Annotated in this window: 12 protein-coding genes; 9 read left to right on the forward strand and 3 right to left on the reverse strand. The window is 27.8% G+C overall.

Going from position 1 to position 23,768, the window contains the following annotated elements; all coding sequences use genetic code 4:
• Window positions 1-8: 8 nt before the first annotated feature.
• The 6 genes from FJM08_RS00865 to FJM08_RS07365 all read left to right on the forward strand — a co-directional run bounded on the left by FJM08_RS00865 (window position 9) and on the right by FJM08_RS07365 (window position 10,036).
• The gene (locus tag FJM08_RS00865; protein ID WP_140031331.1) at window positions 9-311 is read left to right on the forward strand and encodes a glutamyl-tRNA amidotransferase; all 303 of its coding nucleotides are present in this window, start codon (window positions 9-11) and stop codon (window positions 309-311) included.
• Window positions 301-1,617, forward strand: a complete 1,317-nt coding sequence (locus tag FJM08_RS00870; RefSeq protein WP_140031332.1) for an amidase family protein — start codon at window positions 301-303, stop codon at window positions 1,615-1,617. Before FJM08_RS00865 ends, FJM08_RS00870 begins: the two co-directional genes overlap by 11 nt.
• Window positions 1,610-3,025, forward strand: a complete 1,416-nt coding sequence (gatB, locus tag FJM08_RS00875) for an Asp-tRNA(Asn)/Glu-tRNA(Gln) amidotransferase subunit GatB (protein WP_140031333.1) — start codon at window positions 1,610-1,612, stop codon at window positions 3,023-3,025. The genes FJM08_RS00870 and gatB overlap by 8 nt, the downstream gene beginning before the upstream one ends.
• Window positions 3,025-4,137, forward strand: coding sequence for a YhjD/YihY/BrkB family envelope integrity protein (locus tag FJM08_RS07360; protein ID WP_140031334.1), 1,113 nt, complete (start codon window positions 3,025-3,027; stop codon window positions 4,135-4,137). The genes gatB and FJM08_RS07360 overlap by 1 nt, the downstream gene beginning before the upstream one ends.
• A gap of 65 nt (window positions 4,138-4,202) precedes the next feature.
• Entirely contained in the window at window positions 4,203-5,210 is a 1,008-nt protein-coding gene (locus FJM08_RS00885; RefSeq protein ID WP_140031335.1) for an ECF transporter S component, read from the forward strand.
• Complete coding sequence (locus tag FJM08_RS07365) at window positions 5,210-10,036, forward strand: valine--tRNA ligase (protein ID WP_306769759.1); 4,827 nt, start codon at window positions 5,210-5,212, stop codon at window positions 10,034-10,036. Before FJM08_RS00885 ends, FJM08_RS07365 begins: the two co-directional genes overlap by 1 nt.
• Before the next feature lie 76 nt (window positions 10,037-10,112).
• Here FJM08_RS07365 and FJM08_RS07370 read toward each other — a convergent pair whose 3' ends face one another.
• Entirely contained in the window at window positions 10,113-11,195 is a 1,083-nt protein-coding gene (locus FJM08_RS07370) for a helix-turn-helix domain-containing protein (protein ID WP_140031336.1), read from the reverse strand.
• A 120-nt stretch (window positions 11,196-11,315) separates the two neighbouring features.
• Window positions 11,316-11,711: a cytidine deaminase gene (locus tag FJM08_RS00900; RefSeq protein ID WP_140031337.1), complete on the reverse strand. Its 396-nt coding sequence runs from the start codon at window positions 11,709-11,711 to the stop codon at window positions 11,316-11,318.
• Between the two features lie 261 nt (window positions 11,712-11,972).
• Here FJM08_RS00900 and rpsP point away from each other — a divergent pair, with 261 nt between their 5' ends.
• Genes rpsP through rplS form a run of 3 tightly spaced genes read left to right on the forward strand, consistent with a single transcriptional unit; the run spans window position 11,973 to window position 13,260 of the window.
• The gene (rpsP, locus tag FJM08_RS00905) at window positions 11,973-12,227 is read left to right on the forward strand and encodes a 30S ribosomal protein S16 (RefSeq protein WP_140031338.1); all 255 of its coding nucleotides are present in this window, start codon (window positions 11,973-11,975) and stop codon (window positions 12,225-12,227) included.
• Window positions 12,228-12,236: 9 nt separating this feature from the next.
• Complete coding sequence (trmD, locus tag FJM08_RS00910; RefSeq protein ID WP_140031339.1) at window positions 12,237-12,914, forward strand: tRNA (guanosine(37)-N1)-methyltransferase TrmD; 678 nt, start codon at window positions 12,237-12,239, stop codon at window positions 12,912-12,914.
• Complete coding sequence (gene rplS, locus FJM08_RS00915; protein ID WP_140031340.1) at window positions 12,904-13,260, forward strand: 50S ribosomal protein L19; 357 nt, start codon at window positions 12,904-12,906, stop codon at window positions 13,258-13,260. The genes trmD and rplS overlap by 11 nt, the downstream gene beginning before the upstream one ends.
• Before the next feature lie 233 nt (window positions 13,261-13,493).
• Here the strand turns inward: rplS and FJM08_RS07375 are convergent, their stop codons facing one another.
• Window positions 13,494-23,681, reverse strand: a complete 10,188-nt coding sequence (locus FJM08_RS07375) for a hypothetical protein (protein ID WP_140031341.1) — start codon at window positions 23,679-23,681, stop codon at window positions 13,494-13,496.
• Window positions 23,682-23,768: the final 87 nt, after the last annotated feature.

Raw genomic sequence — 23,768 nt, forward strand, 5'->3', positions numbered from 1 at the left:
GAGGAAAAATGAACAAGGTAGAAATTAAAGAATTAGCTAATAAATTATTTATAGAACCAAGTGATGATGTTATTAATTTAACCAATGCATTATTAGATTCAATTGATGAAGGTTTAAAAGACTTAGAAGAATTTGATTTAGAAACTTGGCGCCCGCAATCTCATATAAACGAAAAACCGATTAGTTTTTTTGATTTAAGAAAAGATGAGGTTGATAGTGATTTTTACTTAAAGAAAAGCGATGTGCTAGCTAATTCAAAACAACATAATGATGATTGTGTAATTATTAGAAAGGTCATAAATGAAAAATAATATTGACGCTGCAATTAAAAATTTACAAAATGACAAAAATAATGCAATATCACACGTATTTTTTAACGCTAAACTAAATAATTTTGGACCTTTAAAAAATAAAATTTTCACTATTAAAGATAATTATGCTGATGTAAACGTAACTGCTTGCGGTTCTAGCAAAATTTTAGAGGCTTTTAAACCTCAATATAAAGCTACTGTTATAAACCTGCTAGAAAACGCTGGCGCCACTTGTGTAGCAAGAACTAATTTGGATGAATTTGGTTTAGGCGGTTCGGGAGAATACTCAGCTTTTGGATTAATTAAAAACCCATTAAATAGTGATTATTTAGTTGGCGGTTCTTCTTCGGGCGCCGCTGCGACTTTTAGCAAACAAATTGATTTTGCAATTGGCTCTGATACGGGCGATTCCGTTCGTAAACCAGCTTCAAATATTGGTGAGGTTGGTTTTAAACCTAGCTACGGCGCAATTAGCCGCTATGGACAATTTGCTTTTGCAACTTCGCTAGATACGGTGGCATATTTTACGCATAATGTGCAAGATGCAATTTTGCTTTCAAGTGTTTTATATAAGCAAGATTTAGAACATGATCTAACGTCAATTAATCTTGCCTTTGACTATGAAAGCGTCAAACTTAAGGTGCCTAAAACTATTGCATATTTAGATTGCTTTAGCGAACTTAGTGATTGTGTTAAAAAGTCATATCATGATTTACTTGATAAATTAGCTTTAAGAGGCATAACCCTAATCAAAATTACTCCCAACATTAAATTATTAAAATCAATTGATGTTTTATACAAAATTATTGCCTTCTCAGAAGCTTCATCTAACTTAGCAAATCTTACTGGCACACATTTTGGTAATCGAATTGTTGGAAAATCTTGAGAAGAAAGTTATATTAAAACAAGAAGCCAAAATCTAGGCAAAATGGTTCAATCAAGATTAATATTGGGTTCACATTTTTTACAAAAAGAAAACCAAATTAAATATTTCGTTAAGGCAAAAAAAATGCGTCGTTATTTAATTGATTATTTCACAAAAATTCATGAAAGTGCCGATTGCTTTATTTATCCCGCTTCAAATAATTCAGCACCATTAATTGGAAAAGAATATAAGCGATCATATATGGATTACATTTTGACTTATGGAAACTTAGTTGGTAATCCCTCTTTGACTATGAAGTTAGATTCTGATTCAAACAATATGCCCTTTAATATTGCTATTGATAGCAAAATATATCAAGATACTAATTTATTTTCATTTGCACTATATTTAGAAAAAATAATCGGAGGCAAAAATGAATAAAGAATGAGAAATGGTTATTGGCATTGAAATCCATCTTGAATTAAATACTAAAACTAAAATGTTTTCTCCGGTTGAAAATTCATTTGATAAAGAGGCGAATACTTTGGTTTCAAATATTGATTTGGCATATCCGGGTGCCTTGCCACTAGTTAATTCAGCAGCAATAATAAAAGGAATTAAATTAGCTAAGGCATTAAATATGAAAATTGATAAACTAATAAGATTTGACCGTAAAAATTATTTTTATCCCGATCTAACTAAAGGCTATCAAATTACTCAACAATTTAATCCTATTGGTAAGGATGGAAGCATTAAAATCAAAGTTGATAACGAATGGAAAACTATTTCAATTGAAAGAATTCATCTTGAAGAAGACACTGCGAAATCATTACACGAAAATGATCATACTATGCTAAATTACAACCGTGCCGGAGTTCCATTGATTGAAATAGTTTCTAACCCAGTTATACATAGTGCTAAAGAAGCTGTGGCGTATGTTGAAGCAATTAGACAAATGGCTTTATGCTTAAATATTAGTGACGCAAAAATGAATGAAGGTAGTTTGCGTACAGATGTTAATATTTCAGTGAGAAAAATAAATAGTAAAAATTTAAACACAAGAGTTGAAATTAAAAATTTAAATTCATTAGCAAATGTTGAAAAATCAATAAATTATGAAGCACAATATCAAATTGAATGCTATGAAGCTAATAAAACTTTTCTACAATCAACAAAACGTTTTGATGAAAGTAGTGGCAAAACAGTTTTAATGCGCTCTAAAAGTGATGCTGTTGATTATAGATATTTTCCCGATCCAAACATTCCATACATCCAATTAACTGATGAATTAATAACCAATACTTTAATTGAAGAAATTCCATATGAAAAAGAGCAAAGATATTTTAAAAATGGGCTAAATTCAATTCAAATTTCACAGCTGCTAAATAATATTGAATATGCTAATTACTTTGACAAAATTAATTCTTATGACATCAAAAAGTCAGCAAATATTTTCTTTTCAGACATTGTTTCTTATTTAAACCAAAATAATAAATTAATTAATGAATTGAAATTTTTACCTGAAGATGCAACACAGCTAATTAATTACGTAATTGCGGATAAAATTAATAAATCAAATATTAAAAGAATTATTGAATTAAAAGATAAAAATGCAGAAAAAAATTTAACTTTCCTTATAAGGGATAATAACTTATTTGAAGAAATTCAAGAAATTTCAATTGATAAAATTATTGACGAAATATTTTTAGAAAACCCATCACTTTCAAACGAAATTATCAAAAATAAAGACCGCTCATTGAAATTTATTATAGGACAAGTCATGAAAAAATCAAAAGGTAAGGCAAATGTAATAGAATTAAATAAAAAACTATTAGAAAGGTTTAAATAATGTTTAATCAAAACGATCAAAATAACATAGGCGGATGAGATAAAAATTCCAATAATAAAAAATCAAATAATCGCCCTTCCGTAGTTGAATCGCAAATTGTTACTAACAAAAAAAAGAATAACTTTTTTGTAAAAATCCTTAAATGAATTATTTATGGAATTTTATATGTTGCGATACCTAGATATTTAAGATCTTCAAAAACAAAAGGACGCGAAATTGTAGATAGCGCCTATGGTAAATTAAATTCAAACGAATTTGCATTTGTTCCTGCAGGATATGCAATGTATTTATTTTTATCATTTATTCCTGTGTCAATTTTGTTAATTGGAATTATTGGCTCTATTAGCGAACGTTATGAGGTTGTTTTAAAATTTATTATTTTAGGGCAAATAATTCCCGGTATTTCTGACATTGTACCTAAAATATCAGAAATATGAAAATCCGGAGCTGCGGGAGCAATTGGATTTACTCTTTTTGCATTTTCGATTATTTGATTAGCTTCAAAAGGATATTCAAAGTTTATTTTTTCAATTGATGCTTTATATCGTCACAATGCACAATTTAGAATGATCAAAACAAGAATTAAAGGGTTTATTTTAAGCTTAATAATTTCCGCTGGATTGACAATTTTACTATTAGGATTAACAGCATTTTTTACATTTTTAATTGAACATGCAAAATTGGGTAATTTTGCTCCTTCATTAGATGCGATGACTAAAAAAAGTGATTTCAACTTGAGTTGAGAATTTGAGTTAGTTTATTGAGTAACAATTATTATTTTACTTCCTGTTGTGACTTATACTGCGTTTGTTTTATTCTTCACTTTTTCACCAAATTTTAAATTGAAATTTTCGCAGGCTCATCCCGGTGCTTTAATTAGTGCTGTTCCCACATCATTATTTATTTTACTATTTGGTTCATTGACTTCATTAATTAGATATAGTAATTTTGGTGTTGTTGCTTCATTTATGTACATTATTTTATTTCTAAGTGTGACATCATATTTCATTTACATGGGTGTTATCGTTAATTCAAGTTTTTATCACACATTTATTAATTTGCCAACCGTAGAAAGAACACGTTGATTCAGAAGACCAAAACGTATCATTTAATTTAATATTTTAAATATTAAAATATAATTATAAATATCTTATTAATTAAATAGAAAGGCTGATTTATGGAATCAAGAGTACCTGGTGGTCTTAAACATTACCTTAGGTGAGTAAGATCACAAACAAGCATTTCTTATCGCAAATGGAATTCAAAGCGAATTGCATTTGTCGGTGTGTTGATTGCAATTTCTGTCGTATTCTTTTTAATTTCTGTACGTATTTTGCCAATAAGTGCATTGCCTAGCATCAAATTTGGTTTTATAGGTCTACCAATTAAAATTACAGGATTTATTTTTGGACCAATTGTTGGTTTTATTACAGGGATATTGGCTGATTTGATATCATTTGCTTTAGTTCCAACATATTATAATTTTTTATATACATTGGCGGTGGCAATTGCTGGATTTATTCCTGGAATCGCCGCATATTACTTTTTCAACATTAATGAAATATTTTTCTCAAGAAAATATCGAATTTATAAATTTAATGAAATAATTAACTATTTTAAAATTCAGTATGATGAAGCGCTTTTGAAAGGAAATTCAGAAGATTTACAATATTTTTCAGAAAAAATTGCTTATTATGAAGTTAAAGTAATTATGCTTGAGAATAAACTAAAACCTTCAGCAATGCTTAATTTTAGTTTTATTTCAACTTTGGCAATGTTAGCAATTCAGGTTTTAATCATTTTAGTAATTTTTAGTAAATTAGATAATTCAATTTTTGAACATAATCGCTTCATTAAAAACAAAAACTTTTACATTATTTTAACCTGTTCTGGTTTTGTTGGTATGGGAATATTTGTGATTTTGTATCGTATATTTTTAAAGAAAAATTATCAAACATTTATTGAAGCAATGGCGATTATTGGTTTTTGTGTTATTTTAGAATTTATTAATGTTGTTATTCTTTCATGAGCTGATACCGAAACACTTAAAACCGATTTTTGAGTAAATATTACCGGCCAAACAATTACTAGCCCGATAAAAATCTTTTTTAACCTTGCAATTATTTTAGCTACTTATAAAATTGTAGCGCCTCTTGTAAGATCAAAAGAAGGTGATCGTTTCTAATGAAAAAAAATAATTTGCAAGCTTTGCGTATAATCAACTTTAAGTTAGTTGATTTTGTTTCAAATTTATATAAATCATATATAAATAATCTTAATGTTTTCCTAAATTCCAACGGAATATTAGGTATTTTTTCTAATAATAGCGAAGAAAAAACTCGAATTTTTGAATGTTTAACAAATTACAAAATTAAGGCATCGCGCTATCAAGGACTTATAGAATTTGAAAATTCCGAAGGCGAATTTTTATCGATTCATAAAAATAACGATTACGTCAATAATTTGGCATATGGTTTTGATAATTCTACACTATTTGATAACAAAAGCGAAATTTCAATTTTTGATTATTTAAGTAACTATTTAGAACAAAACGTTATAGTCGCAAACAAAAATGCTGAATTCATAAACAAATGAACTAAAGCTTTTAAAGATTATAAAATTTTAATCAAAAATAAGCATGCTGCAATGCTATTGTCTTTGCAAAAAGAAATTTCACCACTGCTACAAATTTTAAACAAAAACTTCTATCATTTGATTTATCACAATTTTAACATTGAAACCTTAACTTCAGAAATTAATGAAATTAATAAACAATTTTTTCAAATAATTAACGTATTTAGAACACACGAAAGTCTATTATTTGATTTTATGAAATCTATTATTACTAAATTTGAAAATGGGTTTTCGTATTTACAAAAATCTGAGTATTTACACGCAAAGAAAAATTACGAATTAATAAAAAAAGAATACATTAATTCCCAAAAGCCAAATCAAAAGCGTCACGAACTTAAACGGGCATTTTTTGAACTTAAAATCAAAAACCTAGTGAAATATGTTGTTAAAAAATTTCGTCAATATAAGCATATTAGAAAAATTGAACACGACTTAATTAGAGAAAATAAAATCAACAAAATGAAATTGCGAACCGAAAAGGAAATTTCATCATTTACATATTATTTTAAAAATTATGTTTTTAACAAAAAAACATTATCTTTTTTAAGTAAATATAAACTTCAACTAATTAAACTTGAAAGTGATTCGCTTTTCAAAATTATGGAAGAAATTTATAATCTACGTTCAACAATAATAGTTGAACTTAATGTTATTTCACATAGTATTCCCCGTAAACAATATATGCAACAGGTAAAAAAAATTATCAATAATAGTTTTGACAACAATGCCCGTACATTTATCAAACGTTTTAATGATAATTCAAATACTGAATCAATTGCTACCACCTTTAATGAACTAGTAGCAAAAGAATCAACTACCACAACGTATTTCATTGATATTCAAAATGTTATCGAAAAAATCAAGTTGGCTAAAAATGAGTATCTCGAAACCAAAAACGAATATTTGTGAAATTTATCAACAATTAGTCGTAAGGTTTTTGCTCAACTTAGAAGTACAAATAACGATATTTCAAAATTAACTAAACAAAATGACAAAAATAAGCATGAAATTAATAATCTAACTATTCTACTTCAAAATAAACTTAAATATATTCCTAAAATAACTGGCGAATTAAGAAATGCAATTTTAACTTTATATGCGTATAACGATATTTTGCAACAAGCTAGCCTAATTCTTAAACAATACAATAAAACAATTTTGCCTCATTCTAATATCGCCACAGAAAGCTCAAAATTGTTTACAAAACGTATGCTAATTTACGATATTTTTAACGCTGCTAATATTTCTTTAAATAAGTTATATGATAAATTGAATACCTTAACATTAGAAGAAAAAATAAAAATTGAACTTCAAAAAATATTAGTTAACGGCCCAAGTTTAATTATTATTGGAAATAAAATTAGTGAATTGAGTTATGAAAATCAATTTGATATTTTAAATCAAATTAATAAATATGTTTTAAACAATCATAAAATGGCAATATATTTTCTAAATGATATGAAAATAGCAGCTAAATTAACTTCATCTTTGATAATCATTAACGAAGCCAAAGTTATTGAAGAAGGCCAAACTAGCAAAATTATTAATAATCCAATCAACCCATTAGTAAGAAAAATTCTTGGTCATAACGATCAATTAACGCAAAAGAATTACGAAGATTATATTTCGTATCGCGATAATTTTGAAAATATTTTTCAATATAAAATTGAAGATCAACATTACATTTGAAGTTCAAGCAACGAATTAAATAGTTGAATCAACAAACACAAAAAGAAGTCAAAGAATAAGTCTATTGAACCTGCAATCAAAAAGACAAAAATTCGCAATTTGAACAATTTTGAAGAAACTACAATTCTTGATTTATCAAAAATTAATAAAGTTTCAATTAATAAGGAGTGTGACAAAATGGATAAAACATTTGATCATAAAGTAGTTGAAGCTGGCAGACATAAAAAATGAGTTAATATTAAAGCCTTTTCAACTCACGATACAGTCAAACCACCATTCACAATAATTCTTCCACCGCCTAATGTTACTGGGAAACTTCATATTGGCCACGCACTTGATACTTATTTACAAGATACAATTATTAGATTTAAAAAACTTGATGGATATGATGTAATGTGAGTTCCTGGTAAAGATCATGCTGGAATCGCAACACAGGCAGTTGTCGAAAAATTACTTGCTAAACAGGGTATTAACAAATATCAAATAGGACGCGAAAATTTCGTTCGCGAAGTATGAAAATGAAAAGATATTTATTCGGATAGTATAAATAATCAATGAGAAAAATTAGGATTAGCACTTGATTATCCATCTGAAAGATTTACACTAGATGCAAAAGCAAATGAAGCGGTTTTAAAAGTATTTATCGACTTATATGAAGACGGTTTAATTTATCGCGATAGCAAACCGATAAATTGGGATCCAAAGCTTCAAACAGCTTTATCTAATATTGAAGTAGTGAATATCGAAACTGAGCAATCATTATATTACATTAAATATCCAATTAAAGATAGTTTAAAATTCGTTACCGTCGCGACCACGCGTACCGAAACATTATTTTCAGATGTTGCTCTAGCAATTAATCCAAACGACACTAAAAATCAACATTTACTAAAGAAAACTATTATTCATCCACTAACACTAAAAGAAATTCCAGTTGTTACTTCTGAATCAATTGATCCAAATTTTGGATCCGGAATCATGAAAGTTTCAGCACATGCAATCGATGATATTGAAATTATTAGAAAAAATAATCTGGAATTAATTGAATGTATTGATAAATATGGAAAAATGAATGAAAACACTGGCAAATTTGCTAAATTAGACCGTTTTGACGCAAGAGTCAGAATAGTTACTGAACTCGAAAAAAATGGTTATATTTTAAAAACTGAAAAAATTATTTCAAATGTGGGACATAGTGAACGTAGTAAAGAACCAATCGAAATTTTGGTTCAACCACAATGATTTGTAAAAATGCAATCATTAGCAAAATTGTTATTAAAAAATTTCCAAGGCGAAGATGGTGTTAAATTTGCTCCTAAAAAATTTGAAGAAACTTTAACACAATGAATGGAAAACGCTCGCGACTGAACAATCAGCCGTCAAATTTGATGAGGGCATAGAATCCCCGCTTGATATAAAGGCGACCAAGTTGCAGTGCAAATTAAAAAACCTATTGGCGAAGGATGAATTCAAGATCCTGATGTTTTAGACACTTGATTTAGCTCGGCACTTAGTCCATTTGTATTTTTGGGTTGACCACAAGATAAAAGCAAATTAAAACGCTATTTTCCAACTAATTTATTAGTTACTGGTTATGACATTATTTTCTTTTGAGTTGCAAGAATGTACTTTCAAAGTTTATATTTCATGCAGGAAAAACCATTTAATGAAGTTTTAATTCATGGGCTCGTTAGAGATTCACAAGGTAGAAAAATGTCAAAATCATTAGGAAATGGAATTGATCCTATTGCAGTTATTGATCAATACGGTTCTGATGTTTTACGGATGTCACTAATATTTAACTCTACTCCAGGACAGGATATTAATTATGGCGACGAAAAAATTCAAACAGCGCGCCTATTTATTAATAAATTCTGAAATATTGGTCGCTATATTAATAGCATCGAAAAAACATATTTAGAAGTTTTAGATATTAGTAAATTAGATTCATTTGATCTGTGAATTTTATCTAAGTTTAACGAATTTAAAAATGAAATATTAAAAGCGATAAATAAATATGAATTTACAATTATTTTTAAATTAATGCAGGAATTTATTATTAACGATTTTTCTAGTTGATATTTGGAATTTGCGAAATTTAAAGATAATCAATATTTTATTCCTTATTTATTCAGAGAAATTTTAATTACTTTGCATCCTTTTATGCCGTTTTTAACTGATTATCTATTTGAAAATATTTATCATGAAGAATTGCTTGAAGCAACTCAACAAAAATTTGCAGAATTAGAAAACAATTTTGACGAAAATGTTTCTAATGTAATTGAAACTATTACTGTATTGCGTAAATATCGCGAAGAAAAGAAAATATCTAAATCTAAGACGTTATTTTTCTGAAGTGACAACATTAAATATAGCGAAAAAGAACTTTTAATAATTTCAAAACTTGCTAATTTTAAATTAAAAGAAAATCATGATATTTCCATTAAATTAAATGCTAATGAAATATATATTTGTTTATCGAGCGAAAATAAAAACGCAAGAATATCAGAAATTAATAAATTAATTGATGAAGCTAAATATGAAATAGCATTTAACGAAAAATTTATTAATAATCCAAATTTCATGGCAAAAGCCAACAAAGAAACAATTCAATTAAAACTTGATAATTTGAAAAAAAATGAACAAAAGCTAGAATTCTATTTAGCCGAATTAGAAAAACTATCTTAATAAGAATTTCCTTGTCAATAAATCTGGCAAGGATTTTTTAATTAAAAAACACAGTCAAATAAAACCGTGTCTTATATTAAACTGATTCTTTATCCTTATCAGTTAATTCATCAAATGATACATAAGGGTATTTTTCTCGAATTTCTGATCAAAAATAGCTTGTGTTTATATTGCCGTTTTTAATTTTTTCTTTATACGATTCTTCAAAAGCATATAATGCTTTTTCCATAATATGTTTTTCGCCTGTATATTCATCTATATGCAAATGAAATTGTTTAATCAATTTTTCGTCAATTTGATTTTCATTATATTCAGGAAAATAACAGTGAATAATTTCATGCAATAAAGCAAATAAAATATAAGGTTCTAAATGATACATGTCCGAAAGAAAAATGTAGCGTTTTGCGCCTTTTTTTAGTGCAATTGCGCAAAGCGAACTATTTTCGATAAAAGGCATAGTCACTAACGCAATTCCTTTAGTTATTAGATTTGCTTTTAATAGTTTTATTTTTTCTACAAATGTTAAATCATTATTTAAGATGATTTTACATGATTTTTTAAAAACTTCAGTAAAAATTGATTTTCTAAATACACCAAAATTTTCATAGTCACTACTTTTTGCAGCTAGTATTTCACAAAATCTTATTCAAATTTTACTATTTGCATTTTTATATGTTTCTTGATCGGCTAAAACGTGAGTTTTTAAATAATCATCGTAATATGGCAATTTAGAAACGCCGTAAAAACGTTTCAACATCATTAATTTAATATGTAGTGGAGTTGCTTCCTTGATTGTGATGTTGGCAGCTATAGCTAATTCCGGATGCTCCATTAAAAAAGAAATTCCATATTCATTTAATTGTTTTTCCAAATTTTCAATTTGATTAGCATTTTTTAGATTTGAATATATATGATATACTTCTGCTAATGTCCCAGTTTCTAAGCAAAATGCATATTCCAATGATTCGATAACCGCAACGCTAACATCATTTATATTACCACGCATTATTGTGTTAATATGTTTTACGCTAATCCCGAGTCTTAAAGCTAGTTCTTTTTGCGTAATTGAAAAACGATCTAAATAGTATTTAATTTCTTCGGCAAAATCATTTCCGTGAGTTTTAATATGCTTCATATCGCATATATGTTGTTCAGCCATTATTTCCCCTTAATGTAATTAACTTTTATAATTATAATATTAATTTAATATTAAATTACAAGAAAAATAAACCATATGACATTTTTTCTTGTAATTTTTTGCTTAATTAAAGGCAAGATTCTAATTTTTAATATCGCAGTCACGAACTCCATAAGGCATAATTTCATTTAATGTATATACTTTTTGGTCGCTTAAATCATAGTTATATAAACACACTTTCGCATCGCTTTTTAAAAATTGCGAAATAACTTGTAGGCAAGCGCCACAAGGATATAAAACTTTGTTCAAATTGCTAATTATATGAATTTCTTTAAAATCACCAATATTTGCACCTTTTACAACAGATGAAAATAAAGCTGCACGTTCGGCGCATAGGCCACTAGGAAAAGCAGCATTTTCACAATTAACGCCATAGAATTCTTTTCCTTTGCTATCGATTGCAACCGAAGCAACTTTAACACCTGAATAAGGGCCATATGCATATTTTAATTTACTCTTTAATGTTTGTATTTTCATATAATAAATTTTACATCTTTTTAATCACAAAATTTATGCTCTAGATCGTTACATTATTTATTCTCTTGTTTGCCAATATTATTTTATTCAAAATAAAATTAACATATAAACTTTAAATATTCGCTTAATTAAATCTAAAAACACCATTTTAATTTTGCCTAGTTAATATATTAAACTGTCAAGTAATTTTGCTTGACATTTATTTTTTGTGGTAAAATGTACTTATCTTTAAATTTTGTAATTTTATAGAAAGGACCTAACATGGTTAAATTAAGACTAAAAAGAACAGGCAAAAAATTTTATGCTACATATAAAATTGTTGCTGCTGATGCGAGAAGTTCACGTGATGGAAAATTCATCGAAGAACTAGGATATTACGATCCTCATAAAAAAAGTTTAACTTTACACAAAGAATTAATCACTAAATATTTAGATCAAGGCGCTAAACCTTCTGACACCGTTAGAACTTTATTGAAACAAGATAATTTCTACGCTGATTATATTTCTAAAAAATAGTTTTTAAATATGAAAATAAACATTTTAACTTTATTTCCCGAATATTTTGAAACATTCAAAAATCAAAGTATTATTGCTAAAGCGATAAAACTCGGACATCTTGAAATAAATATTATTAACTTTAGAAATTTTTCTAAAGAGAAACATCAAAAAGTTGATGATACTGTATATGGCGGGGGTGATGGAATGCTTTTGCAAGTTGAACCAATTGATTTGGCATTGCAAACGGTTCCCAATAGTCATAAAATTTTATTATCACCCCAAGGTTCACGCTTTAACCAAAGCAAAGCTCATGAATTATCTAAATTCCCAGAAATTACGTTAATTTGTGGACATTATGAGGGATTTGATGAAAGAATTTTGAATTTTGTTGATGAAGAATTGTCAATTGGCGATTTTGTTTTGACAGGTGGAGAAATTCCAGCAATGACTATCGCTGAATCAGTTGCAAGATTAACGCCTGGCGTGCTAAAAAAAGGCAGCCATGAAAATGAAAGTTTTGAAGGTGATGGTCTTTTGGATTATCCTCAATACACAAAACCAGCTGAATATAAAGGATTGAAAGTTCCGGAAGTTTTATTAAGTGGAAATCACGCTTTAATAGAAAAATGGCGTAAGGAAAATGCTTATTTAAAAACCTTAAAAAATCGTAAAGATATTATTGAAAGGAAGAAAAATGAGAACTAAATTAATTGAATTAGTAGAAAAAGATCAAATTAGAGCCGACTTACCGGAAATTAGAGAAGGTTTTAATGTAAAAGTTCACGTTAGAATTAAAGAAGGTAATAAAGAAAGAATTCAAATTTTTGAAGGACTTGTTATTGCTGCTTATGGTGAAGGAATTAATAAATCCATTACTGTAAGAAAAGATTCTTACGGTGTTGGTGTTGAAAGAGTGTTTAAAATTAATTCTCCTCTTGTTTCACATATTGAAGTTACAAGAAGGAATAAAGTTAGAAGAGCTAAACTTTACTACATGAGAGATCTTAAAGGTAAAAGCGCAAGACTTAAAGAAATCAAAAATTATAAATAAAAGTTATATAGAGTTTGCGAGATTTATATGCAAAGTAAATTTTAAAAAACTCACACAAATATATTTCTAAAATTAAAGATCTCAATTTAAATTGCGAATAATTTTTTTGAGATTTCAAAATGTAATACAAAGTGCGACGTGCGCTTTGTATTTTTAATAAATTAAAATAAAAAAATGCAAGCACTTAATTAGCTTAAGTGTTGCATTTTACGTTTATTATGGAAAAAAAGAAATTATTTTTCTTTTAAGCAATCTGGCAATGGCCAGCTATTATACGCATCATGCAGAGAGTAATCTATATTTTTCTTTTGGTTGAGAGCTAATTTTCAATCCTTTGTAAATCTTAGAAGATATTTTGGATAATATATGTATAAATATCTAGCTAATTCTACAGGCCCCGGGTCTTGTGCTAATGCTTTTCAACGAGCATCATCTTTTTTCATTCAATATGAAAAAATGCGCGCGGCTTCAGTATCATCCATGCCTTGGTTTTTATAAACAAATATCAAGGATAATTGTAATAATTCAACTAGATTTTGTTTAATATTTTTGTATCTTTCCTTCAAATTTTGTCATCCAGCATCATTTCTTTCAAGTGGTGGAGTGATTGGTCCTGTATATACCAATGATTCATATAATTTTTTATAAACCTTGGCATACTCTTTGATTCCTTCTGTTGGTGTTTTATTTTCATGTTTATAGTTTATATATTCTTCGATAGTTCAATTTTGATTATTAGCAAGAACCTGAAATCTTGATAATTTTTCTCGTATTTGTGTAATGTCTGAAAAGAATCTAATAAGATGTAATGGTTCTAGGAATCAACTTAAATCTAAAATAGTTGTATATTGTTTTTTAATGTCTTTTACACCAGTATAAGTTTTGACTGTTTTCTTTACAAAATATGTTACTTTTAATTTGTAATCTTCATTATCCATTTCGGCTTCTATAATGGCATCAAATTTGCCTTTGCCACTTTTACTTAATATTTCTTTAAATCATTCAGTGATATTTGAATATTTAGAAATGTTATAATCTAGATAATCAGATAATTCTTTTTCCTTTGTAGAAGCTAACATTACTTTGTTAGTAATATTATAATCGCTTTCTACTAACGCTTTAATTTCGCTTGGCTCATCTTTTTTAAAATTAGGAATTTCTTGATAATATTCATGAGTAATGCCTGAAAATAATTTTGAACGTAGTCTTATTTGTAATCTTGCTTTACCGTGTTCATCATCTCCGACAACGCTTACAAGATTTCAATCATAATCAAGGTTATTGCTATTGTGAATAGGTGCAAAATCAGAAAGAGTTGCATCTGAGGCTAACAAGTTACCTATTGGTTTAGAACCTATATATTTATAATTAACTCGTTGATTTTTCAAAAATGCTCTTATATTTTCTTGTAATGTTGAAGCGAAATCAACAGTGAGTTCTCTACTATCTAATTCAAAATCAATATATTTTTGTTCGTTATTTTCAATGTGTGGCACGTTTGATTTAAAGAATTTTAATTTAAATCCCAATTTACCAGACCCTAAATCACGTAATGAATTATGATCAATTCGTATTATAGTTCCATCATTTGGCAAATCAATAAATTTAAATATTTGTTTTATATTATGCGCATTAGTTCCGTTTACTTCTGGCTTGTATGATTTTAACAAAGCAATTAATTGTTCAATTCTTGTGAATTTATTGTTTGTGCTATTAGATGATTTTTCAGCGTGAGCATGAACAGTAAATGTTCTTTTACTAATCTTAGTAAATCCAATAATAGTATAAGTATGTTTTGATCCGTTTATTACTTCACTATTATTTTTATTAGGATCAAAATATTTATTTCGTACAAACGCACTTAATTTAAATTGCAATTTACCATCAATGTCGCTATATTTAATATCATCTATATTTAAACCAAATCCTTCATAAATTGCATAATTATTTTCTTTCAATCCATCAACGTTGCCTAGATTTCCTAATGTTTGCAAATTCTGAATTTTGTAATTTAATGGAGTTTTATAGCTTCCCTTGCTTATATTAAATTTGATATACTCGCCAATTTGATGATTTGCATCTTTTACTAGTTCTGAAATCAATTTATTTTGCGAATTTTCTCATTTAAAATCAGTCAAATGTTCTACAAATTCTTTTAAATTGATTTCGTTAAATTTCTTTTCAACTTGATATTCAATATTTTTATATAATTTTTCGAATTTTGTAAATTCTGAAGTTGCTCCATCGAAAGTATAATTATCAGCTTTTTCATATAATAATTTGTAAATTTCTGTTCCTGAAGTATCTAATAAATTTTTATATAACTTTTTAACTTCGTCATATTTGTACATATTTTGCATATGTGGTAATTGGAAATATTTTGTGTTTTCAAAATTTTCGACAAAAGAATTTATCTTTTGATAATACTTCAGCACATCTTCTTTATGAGTATAGAAATAATTATTAGTTGCTTCCTTGAATCATTTAGCAGTTTTATTAATTTTATCAATTATTAATTGATAGTTACTATCAGAAGTTGAAAATGGTAATTTTTCAATTTCTTGTGTTCTATAATTACTTGACTCAATTTCCATCTTTCTAGCATATGCAAAAAATGGATTTCTATTATCTTTATCATGTTTTTGCATAATGTCATAAGCTTTTGTTACAAATGAAGCATTAATTGTTCATCCCTTAAAATCATTATACATTGAACCTAATAATTGTTTTGATTTATTTATTATTGTGTCAACAATAGGATAAAATTCAGTTTTCATTTTACTATTTTTTGCGCGGATAGTGTCATCATCAACATCATTATGATAATCAATATAATTATCGTTATATAGTGTATTTAATTGTGATCTTTCGTTTTCAAAAGAATATTGTTGGCTCATTCATTCCTTTGCGTCAAATAATTTTTCATTAATTGGCAACTGCTTTATTTTTTCGGATAAATTCTTATTTTCTAATATTAATTTTCGTGTAATTTCATCTGCATTTTTTGCATCATTCAAAATTTGTTGCATACGACTTAAATCGTTTTTATTGTCGTTTAAATCCTTAAGTTTTTGATCACGCTTAGAATTAGAAATTCATTTAAGATCTTGAATTTCTTCTTTAGCTTTATCATAAAATTTTTTAGCGGCAATTTTCTTTTCAATTTCTTCTAATGCTTTTGAAATTTTGGTTTTTGCATCTTGTCATCTATTTTGCATACCGTTGGCCAAAGATTGTACGTTTGGATGGTTTGCTTGATATTCATAGTTATGGAAGTTGTTAAAAATAGAATTTTGATCTTGAACATCGGAACTTATATTATCAATTATTGTCTTTTGATTTAGCCATTCATCTTTATCATTTTCATTAATTGTTTGATGATTGCTAATGAATTGTTCGACATTTTTTAGTTTTTCATCTAACTGGTGTAATTTAAATTCTTTATCTTGTCAACCTTTTTCAACATAGTCACGTGCCTCTTTGATCATATCTTGTGCAGCCTTAACGTCAGTATTTTTGAATGTTTCAATTTCTGACCGCAATTCTGCATATTTATTGTAATCATTTATTAAGCCATTGGCCTCATCTAATTTTTGCGTTAAAGCACTAATATCGGGTTCAAAATCAATTGACGATTTTTTGCCTAAATTATTTTTAACATTTTGAATAGCGCTTGATATGTCTTGTTTTAATCTATTTAGTTTTTCTCTAAATATTTTTACAATGTTAGCTTTATTTGCTTCGTTAGCTTTACGTGCGTTTTCGATAATATTTTCAACTTCAGCTTCATTAACAGCTTCGTATGCCTGTCTAATATATGTTTTTTTTGTGTCGGACTCTAAGTATTCAAATGTGTTAATTGTGTCATATGCTTTATTTTTAGACTCCGCCAACTTAATAGCTTTTTCAAGATTATCTTTAGATTCATTTAGTTCTTGTGCAGTTTCAGAAGCTAAAGAATTTTTAAGAGTATTTGCTTTTACTAATTCATCTTTTAGAGCTTGATAATTTTGTTGCATAATATTATCTTTATTAGCCTTAAGAGTATTTATCTTTTGGTTAATTGCTTCTATTTGTGTTTCGACTTCCTTAATTAATTTTTTAATTCTTAATTTTTCTGCGTTTTCTTTTCTTTCGATTTCTTCGGTAATTTTGTTTATTTTTTGTTTAATACTATTAATAATTTCGCTCGCTTTGGTTACTTGGGCAGCATAATCGCTAGTTTGTGCAAATGTTTTGGCATCATTTGCCTCTTTTAAATAACCGCTAGTTTCATTTCCCAGTGTGTTTAGTAGTGATCTTAAATCTTCAAGTGATTTTGAAGCCAAATCATCAATTGAAATTAATTCATTTTTGTTACTAATTTCATTATTTTTTTGAACAACTGATTCACCTAAAGTTTTATTAACGTCTTTTAAATCTCTTAAAATACCTGAACCATCTGATTTTTTAACTTCATCCAATAACGTCTTTAAATCATTAAGTTTATTTAAAATAGGAGATTTTTTATTTTCTTCTACAAATCAGCTTTGATATTTGTTATTAGCAGTTGCTCAAACACTTTCTAATGATGACAATTTAGAGCTAGAAGTATCAAATTTTCCCTTTGCTGAATTTGCATCATTTTTAGCTTTGGTTAAGGCATTAATTTGAGCATCAATATCTCTTTCAAGATTTTTAACTCTCTCTTCCTCAGATTCAGATTTAGATAAAGTATCTTTTAAGATTTCAAGTGCATTATTAATTTGCCTTATCAAAGCGTCAGCTTCGTTTACAACTTTGCTATAAGAATTATCTTGACCAGCTTTTTTAGCCAATCACACTGATCCTGTGTTTTCTTTTATTAAATCTTCTAAATCACGAATACGTTGTTTTATTGTTTCCGAAGGAGTATTTTTGTCAACAGGTTTATTTCCTTCTTCAATCGGTGACTTTGAATTTGCCTTTGCAGTAGCAAGCGCTTGTTCAGCAACTTGCTTCTTTTGTTCAGCTTCTGTTTTAGCTAATTGTTTTGCTTCTTTAGCTTCTTCAATTTTAGATTTTAATTGTGCTAAGGTAGATTTTAGCGGTTCAGCTTTATATTCATTTTTATCTTTATTATTGGTATATTCATTGTCTGCTTTTTCTAAAATTTTGCTAAATGAATTTTCTGTATTAGCTTCTAAATATGAAGTAATTGGATCGACACCATGAGTATTCTTTAGAGTTTCTGTTGCTTCATTTAGTTTATTGATTAAACCTTCTAATTCAGCAGTAATTTTATTTTTTAATTTATTTTCAATATTTGCTAGTTGACGATTTACTTCAGCTAATCTTTCAGAAACTTTTGTCTTTAATTCATGATAATCGTCTCTTAAATCAATTTCAAGTTGTGAAAGCGCATTTTTAGCAGCTATCAATTTTGTTTTTGCTGACTCTAAAGCATTTTTATCTGAAGCAGATGCACTTTTTGCAGCTTCAATCGCTTCATTAGAACTTGCTTCAAGTGGAGTTCATCTATCATCGAATACTTTTTTGTTGGCTAAAAGTTTTTCTTTTAATTTGTTAATTTCTGTTGGATTAATCTCATCTGTTTTTTGTTTTAGGGCCGCAAAAGCATCAATAACATCTTGACGAATTAATAAATTGTTATATATTGCATCACCAGATTTTTGTTTATTTTCATCGTTGTGATATCTAATACCTTCAGTAACTTTTGATTCAAGTTCGCTAATTAGTTCACTAAACACATCAATTTTTGATTTATGTTCATCTTTAATAGCTTCAAAAGCATCAATAATAGCAGATTTTTTCGCATCAATTTTTTTGATTAATTCTTTAGCTAATTTATCTTCGCCGGCAAGTTTTATTTTAGCTTGAGTAACTTCAGTAATTGCTTTTTCTATTTTTTCTATTAATTTATCTGCTTGAGTTTCATATTGACTATAACCGTTAGTATTAGCTAAGCTTTTAGCATCGGTTGCCTTTTGCTTTGCTTTTTGTAAATTAGAAATTAATGCTTCCAACTCGACAACCGACTTACCAGATAAATTATTTGCCTCATTTAAATAAGTTGTAGCAAAATTATCAGCTGCTTCATATTCTAATTTTGTTGCTTGTTTTTTAGAATTAAGTTCTGAGTTTTTTGAACTGTAAGTTTGGTTAGATTCGGCTAGTAAGTTATTTAATTTGTCTAATTCCTGTTTTAGTGTTTGATTATTTTTATTTTCAGGAGTATTTAATTTATCATAAGCAATTTGAGTATCATGAACTAATTTATTAAATAGTGGTAATTCCCTATCTAAATCATCAACTTTACCCAATTTATTGACATTTGTATTTGATTGAGTTAAAGCTTCGATTAGTGATTTCAATTCATCTAAAACTTTAGTGTCTAATTTAGAAATGGCATCTTTTAATTTTTTGTTGACATCTTCTAATTTGTTATTAGCGATATCAGCAACTTTTCTATAACCTTTGCCTTCAGCTTCAGTAGCTAAATCTTCTAATTCTTTTTTAGATTTTGTTAATTTATCTTTTGCGCTAGCAATTTTAGCCTTATCTTCGTTAGCGTTGTCTAGTGAAGAAATAGCTTCGTTAGCATTTTTTTCCGCTTCTTTTAATTTGTTATCTAACGCATCCTTGGCTTTTTTGTTTTGAGTTTTCAATGATTCCTTTAGAGATTTGCAATCATCAAGTTCATTTTTCAAATTAGTTAAGGCTTGCGACAATTCTGAAATAGATTTATTTTTTTTAATATTGTGTTCAGTATGTTTGGCATTTGAAAGATTGTATTGTGTTTCTAATTTATCTAATGCTTCTTCCAATTTGTCAATATTATTTTTATTATCTTCAACTATTTGTTTAGTTTCCTTTAAAACTCCTAGTGAATTTTCTAATTCTTTTTTAACTTGTTTAATTCGCTCTTCTTCGGAATTTAGTTCCTCATCAATTTTTTGTAATTTTTCATTTGCTTTTTCTTGCTCTAATGTAACTTTTTCTTTAGCAGTTTCGTATTTTAGGGCTTCTATTTTCTCTTTAAGTTCTTGTAACTTTTTAACTAATTTTTCTAATTCAGATTTTGAAGCTTTAAGTTCTGTTTTGTTTTTATTACTAATTGCTTGATCAGCATTTTTAAGTGCTTTTTTTACCTCGTCTTGAATTTCTGAAATTTCGGTATCAATTGCGCTTTTAATATTTGCTATTTCATCTTCTTTAGTTTGTTTTAGATTGTTAGCTTTGCCTAATTCAGTAGAGAAGGCATCTCACTCATTTTTTACGTTAGTGGTTTTATCAATTTCTTGAACATCTTTAGCGATTTCATTTGCTTCAGCAATAGCTTCCGATAATTCGTTTAATGCTTTTTCTTTATCGTCAATTCCATCAGCAGATTCTAATGTCGAAATTTTGTTTGATAGTTTTACAACAGAATCAGTTAATTTCTTTTTAAGAGCTTCAATTCTTTGTTTTTCTGCTTCTTGCGCATTTTCTAAATCTTGTTTTTTAGCTCTTGCTGCAACTAATTTTTCATTAATTTGGGTTATTAGGTCTTCAACATTAGTTTGTAAAGCGTTATATTTAATATTTTTAGTTTTATTTAAAAGCGTATTTGCTGTGTTTAAATTTGCTTCTAAATTACTAATAGCTTCGGTGACTTTGTCTAAGTTATCTGAATTACCATCAAATAACAAAATGTTTGCATCAACATTTTGTTTTAATGTTTTATATTCTTCATCTGCGACTTTACGTTCATTTTCAATGTCTTGTTTTTGCTTTAAAATTTCAGTTTGTTTTTGCTCTGCATCTGCGATTTTGGAAACCAAAGAATTAAATTCAGTTTGATATTTACTTTGATTTGCCTCAGTTTCTGATTTAGTATCATTTGCAGTTTTTAGCGCATTAGCAATTTCTGCTATCGCTTCATTTGTTTTTTCTAAATCATGTTTATTTGCGTCTTGTGTTGCGTCATTAACCTTACTTATTGCGCCATCTAATGCACTAATTGCATCATTTATTTTTTGCTTAATTTGATTAATGTTATCTTGTTCTGCTTTTTTGATTTTTTCTTCAAGTTTTTGCTTTTCAGTTTGCGCTTCCGCTAGCTTATCTTTTAGAGTTTGGTCACTCACGCCAGCATCATCTGCTTGCTTATTTGCCTTATTTCCTTTTTCAATAGCCTCATCTAATTGTTTTTGTTTTTCTTTTAAATCATCCAGTTTATTTGGATTGGCAGTTTTAGCTTCATTAATAGCTTTATCCAATTCTTGTTTGGCTTCTTGTGTTGCTTTTTTAGCGTCATCTTCTGCTTTATTAATATTTTTTAAAGCTTCTTCAGCAGCTTTTGATTTATTTTTAGCATCAGTTATTTTTGAATTAAGATCAATATGTTCTTGATTTAGTTTTGGTTCGTTTTTTATTTTTTCTAGCAATTCTTCTGCTTTAGTAATTTCTTTATCTAATTCAGTTTTTGCTAAATCAATGTTTGCTTTATTTTTATCAGAAATAGCCTTATCAACATTAGCAATTTCTTTATTTAGTGCTTCAATTTGCTCTTTAACTGCTTCTTTTGATTTAGCAATTTCTTTTTCTTTATTTTCAACTTTTGTCTTTTGCGTTTCTATTTCAGCTTTAGCAGTTTCTAATTCAGCTAATTTATCTTCACATTTCTTTTTATTTTCAGCATCATTTGCAGTTTCAGAATCTTGTTTTGCTTTTTCTAGTTCAGATTTGGCTGTAGAAATTTGTTCTAAAACAGAAGATAATTTGTCTTTATCTTCGCTATTTTTATTATTGTTTGCTTCTGTAATTGCCTCATTAGCTTTTGAAATGGCTTCAGCTACTTTTTTATCAAGTTCATTTTTTGCTTGTTTTAAAGCATCTAATTTTTGTTGTGAACTTTGCGCTTGATTTTTAGCGTCTTCTAGTGCTTTAGCAAAGGCGTTATACTCATCTTTAAATGAATCTTTTGATTTATCATCTTTAACTTCATTATTAAGTGATTCACCATCATTAATTGCTTTAGTTAATTCACTTAATGCATTTTCTAGGTCGGTAATTGATTCTTTTGTTTTGATATTATTAGTTTTTGATTCTAGATCTTGTTTTTGATTATTTAACTTAGTTTTTATCTCGCTTATTCTAGTATTTTCAGCGTCTTTTCGATTTTTAGCATCAGTTAAAATTTCGGCAGCTTTTTCAAGTGCTTTTTTTAATGTGTCGGCTTCTTCATTTAATTTGGCTTGGTTTAATTTAGGCAATAAAGTTTGGCCTTTTGCAATTTTAGCTTCTAATTCGGCAATTGCTTTATTTAAATCATTTAAACTTTGAGCATTTTGAGCATCTTCGCCAGCTTTTTTAAGTTCTTCAAGCAATTCTTTTAGTTCATTTTTTAATTCTGAATCTTTTGCCTTCTTTTCTTCAATACGCTTATTAAGTTTTTTAGATTCTTCTTCTAAACGTTGGATTTGCGATTCAATTTTTGCTTTAGCTTCAGGTTCATTTAATTTATTAGCTTCTTTAGCAGCTTCACTGGCAACATCTTTTAATGTGTCAATTTGCTTTTTAGCTTCTTCTAGCTCTTCAACAGTTTGAGCGTCTTCGCCTTTTTTAATTGCTTTATCAACTTTATCTTTTAATTCTTCAGCAAACTTTTTAATTGCTTCTTTTTGCGCAGATTCATCTTGCTTACTAATTTTATCTTTTAGAATTTGAATTTCAGCCTTTGCATCATTAATAGCGCTATCTAATTTGCTAATAATATCTTTTAAATCAAAAATTTTAGCTTTATCTTTAATTTCTTCGGCGGCGGCAGACAATTCTTCAAGTTCTTTAATTGATGCTTTAAATTCAGGAATTATTGTTCCCTTTTCAGCGCGTTCAATTGCCTCTTTAATTTGGCGAATAATAGTTTCAGCACGTTTTTCAACTTTACTTTTATCTTTTAAAAGTCCATCTAATTTAGATTGCGCAGATGCGATTGCCTCTTTAGCTTTTTCAATTGTTTCGGCTAGTCTTTTTCTATCATCTTGAAGAAGTTTTTGTTTTTCAAGATACTCTGACAAAGCTTTAATACTTTTATCTAAAATTGGAAAAGCATCTTCACCAATTTTAATTCCGTCTTTTAAATAGTTAATTAAAACATTATAGTCTTGGATGCTTAAATCTTTTTTAGCTTCATTAATTCCTTTATTTAGGTTTTCAATAATTTTTTCGATATATTTTCTTATCTTTTTAAATTCTTCTTCAACTTTAGCATCATGTGCACCAAATTCTTTTTGATCTTCTTTTGAAATACCAAAATCGATAAACGTTGTTTTATCTTTAGGTTTATCTAATTTATTTTTGCCTTTTAAATATAGCGCTGTGGCGATTGCTGCAGAAGCAAGCAAAGCTGTAGCTACTGATCCGACAATGATTGCAGTTTTTTTCTTATTAGAATTCATATTACCTCTTAATACTTAAATAATAATTATTTAAGATGTTCAATTTTTGACCGAACATACAAAAACCATTACATTGTAGGCGTTTTT

This window comes from Metamycoplasma equirhinis, from assembly GCF_006385185.1.
In the GTDB taxonomy this organism is placed as follows: Bacteria; Bacillota_I; Bacilli_A; order Mycoplasmatales; family Metamycoplasmataceae; genus Metamycoplasma; species Metamycoplasma equirhinis.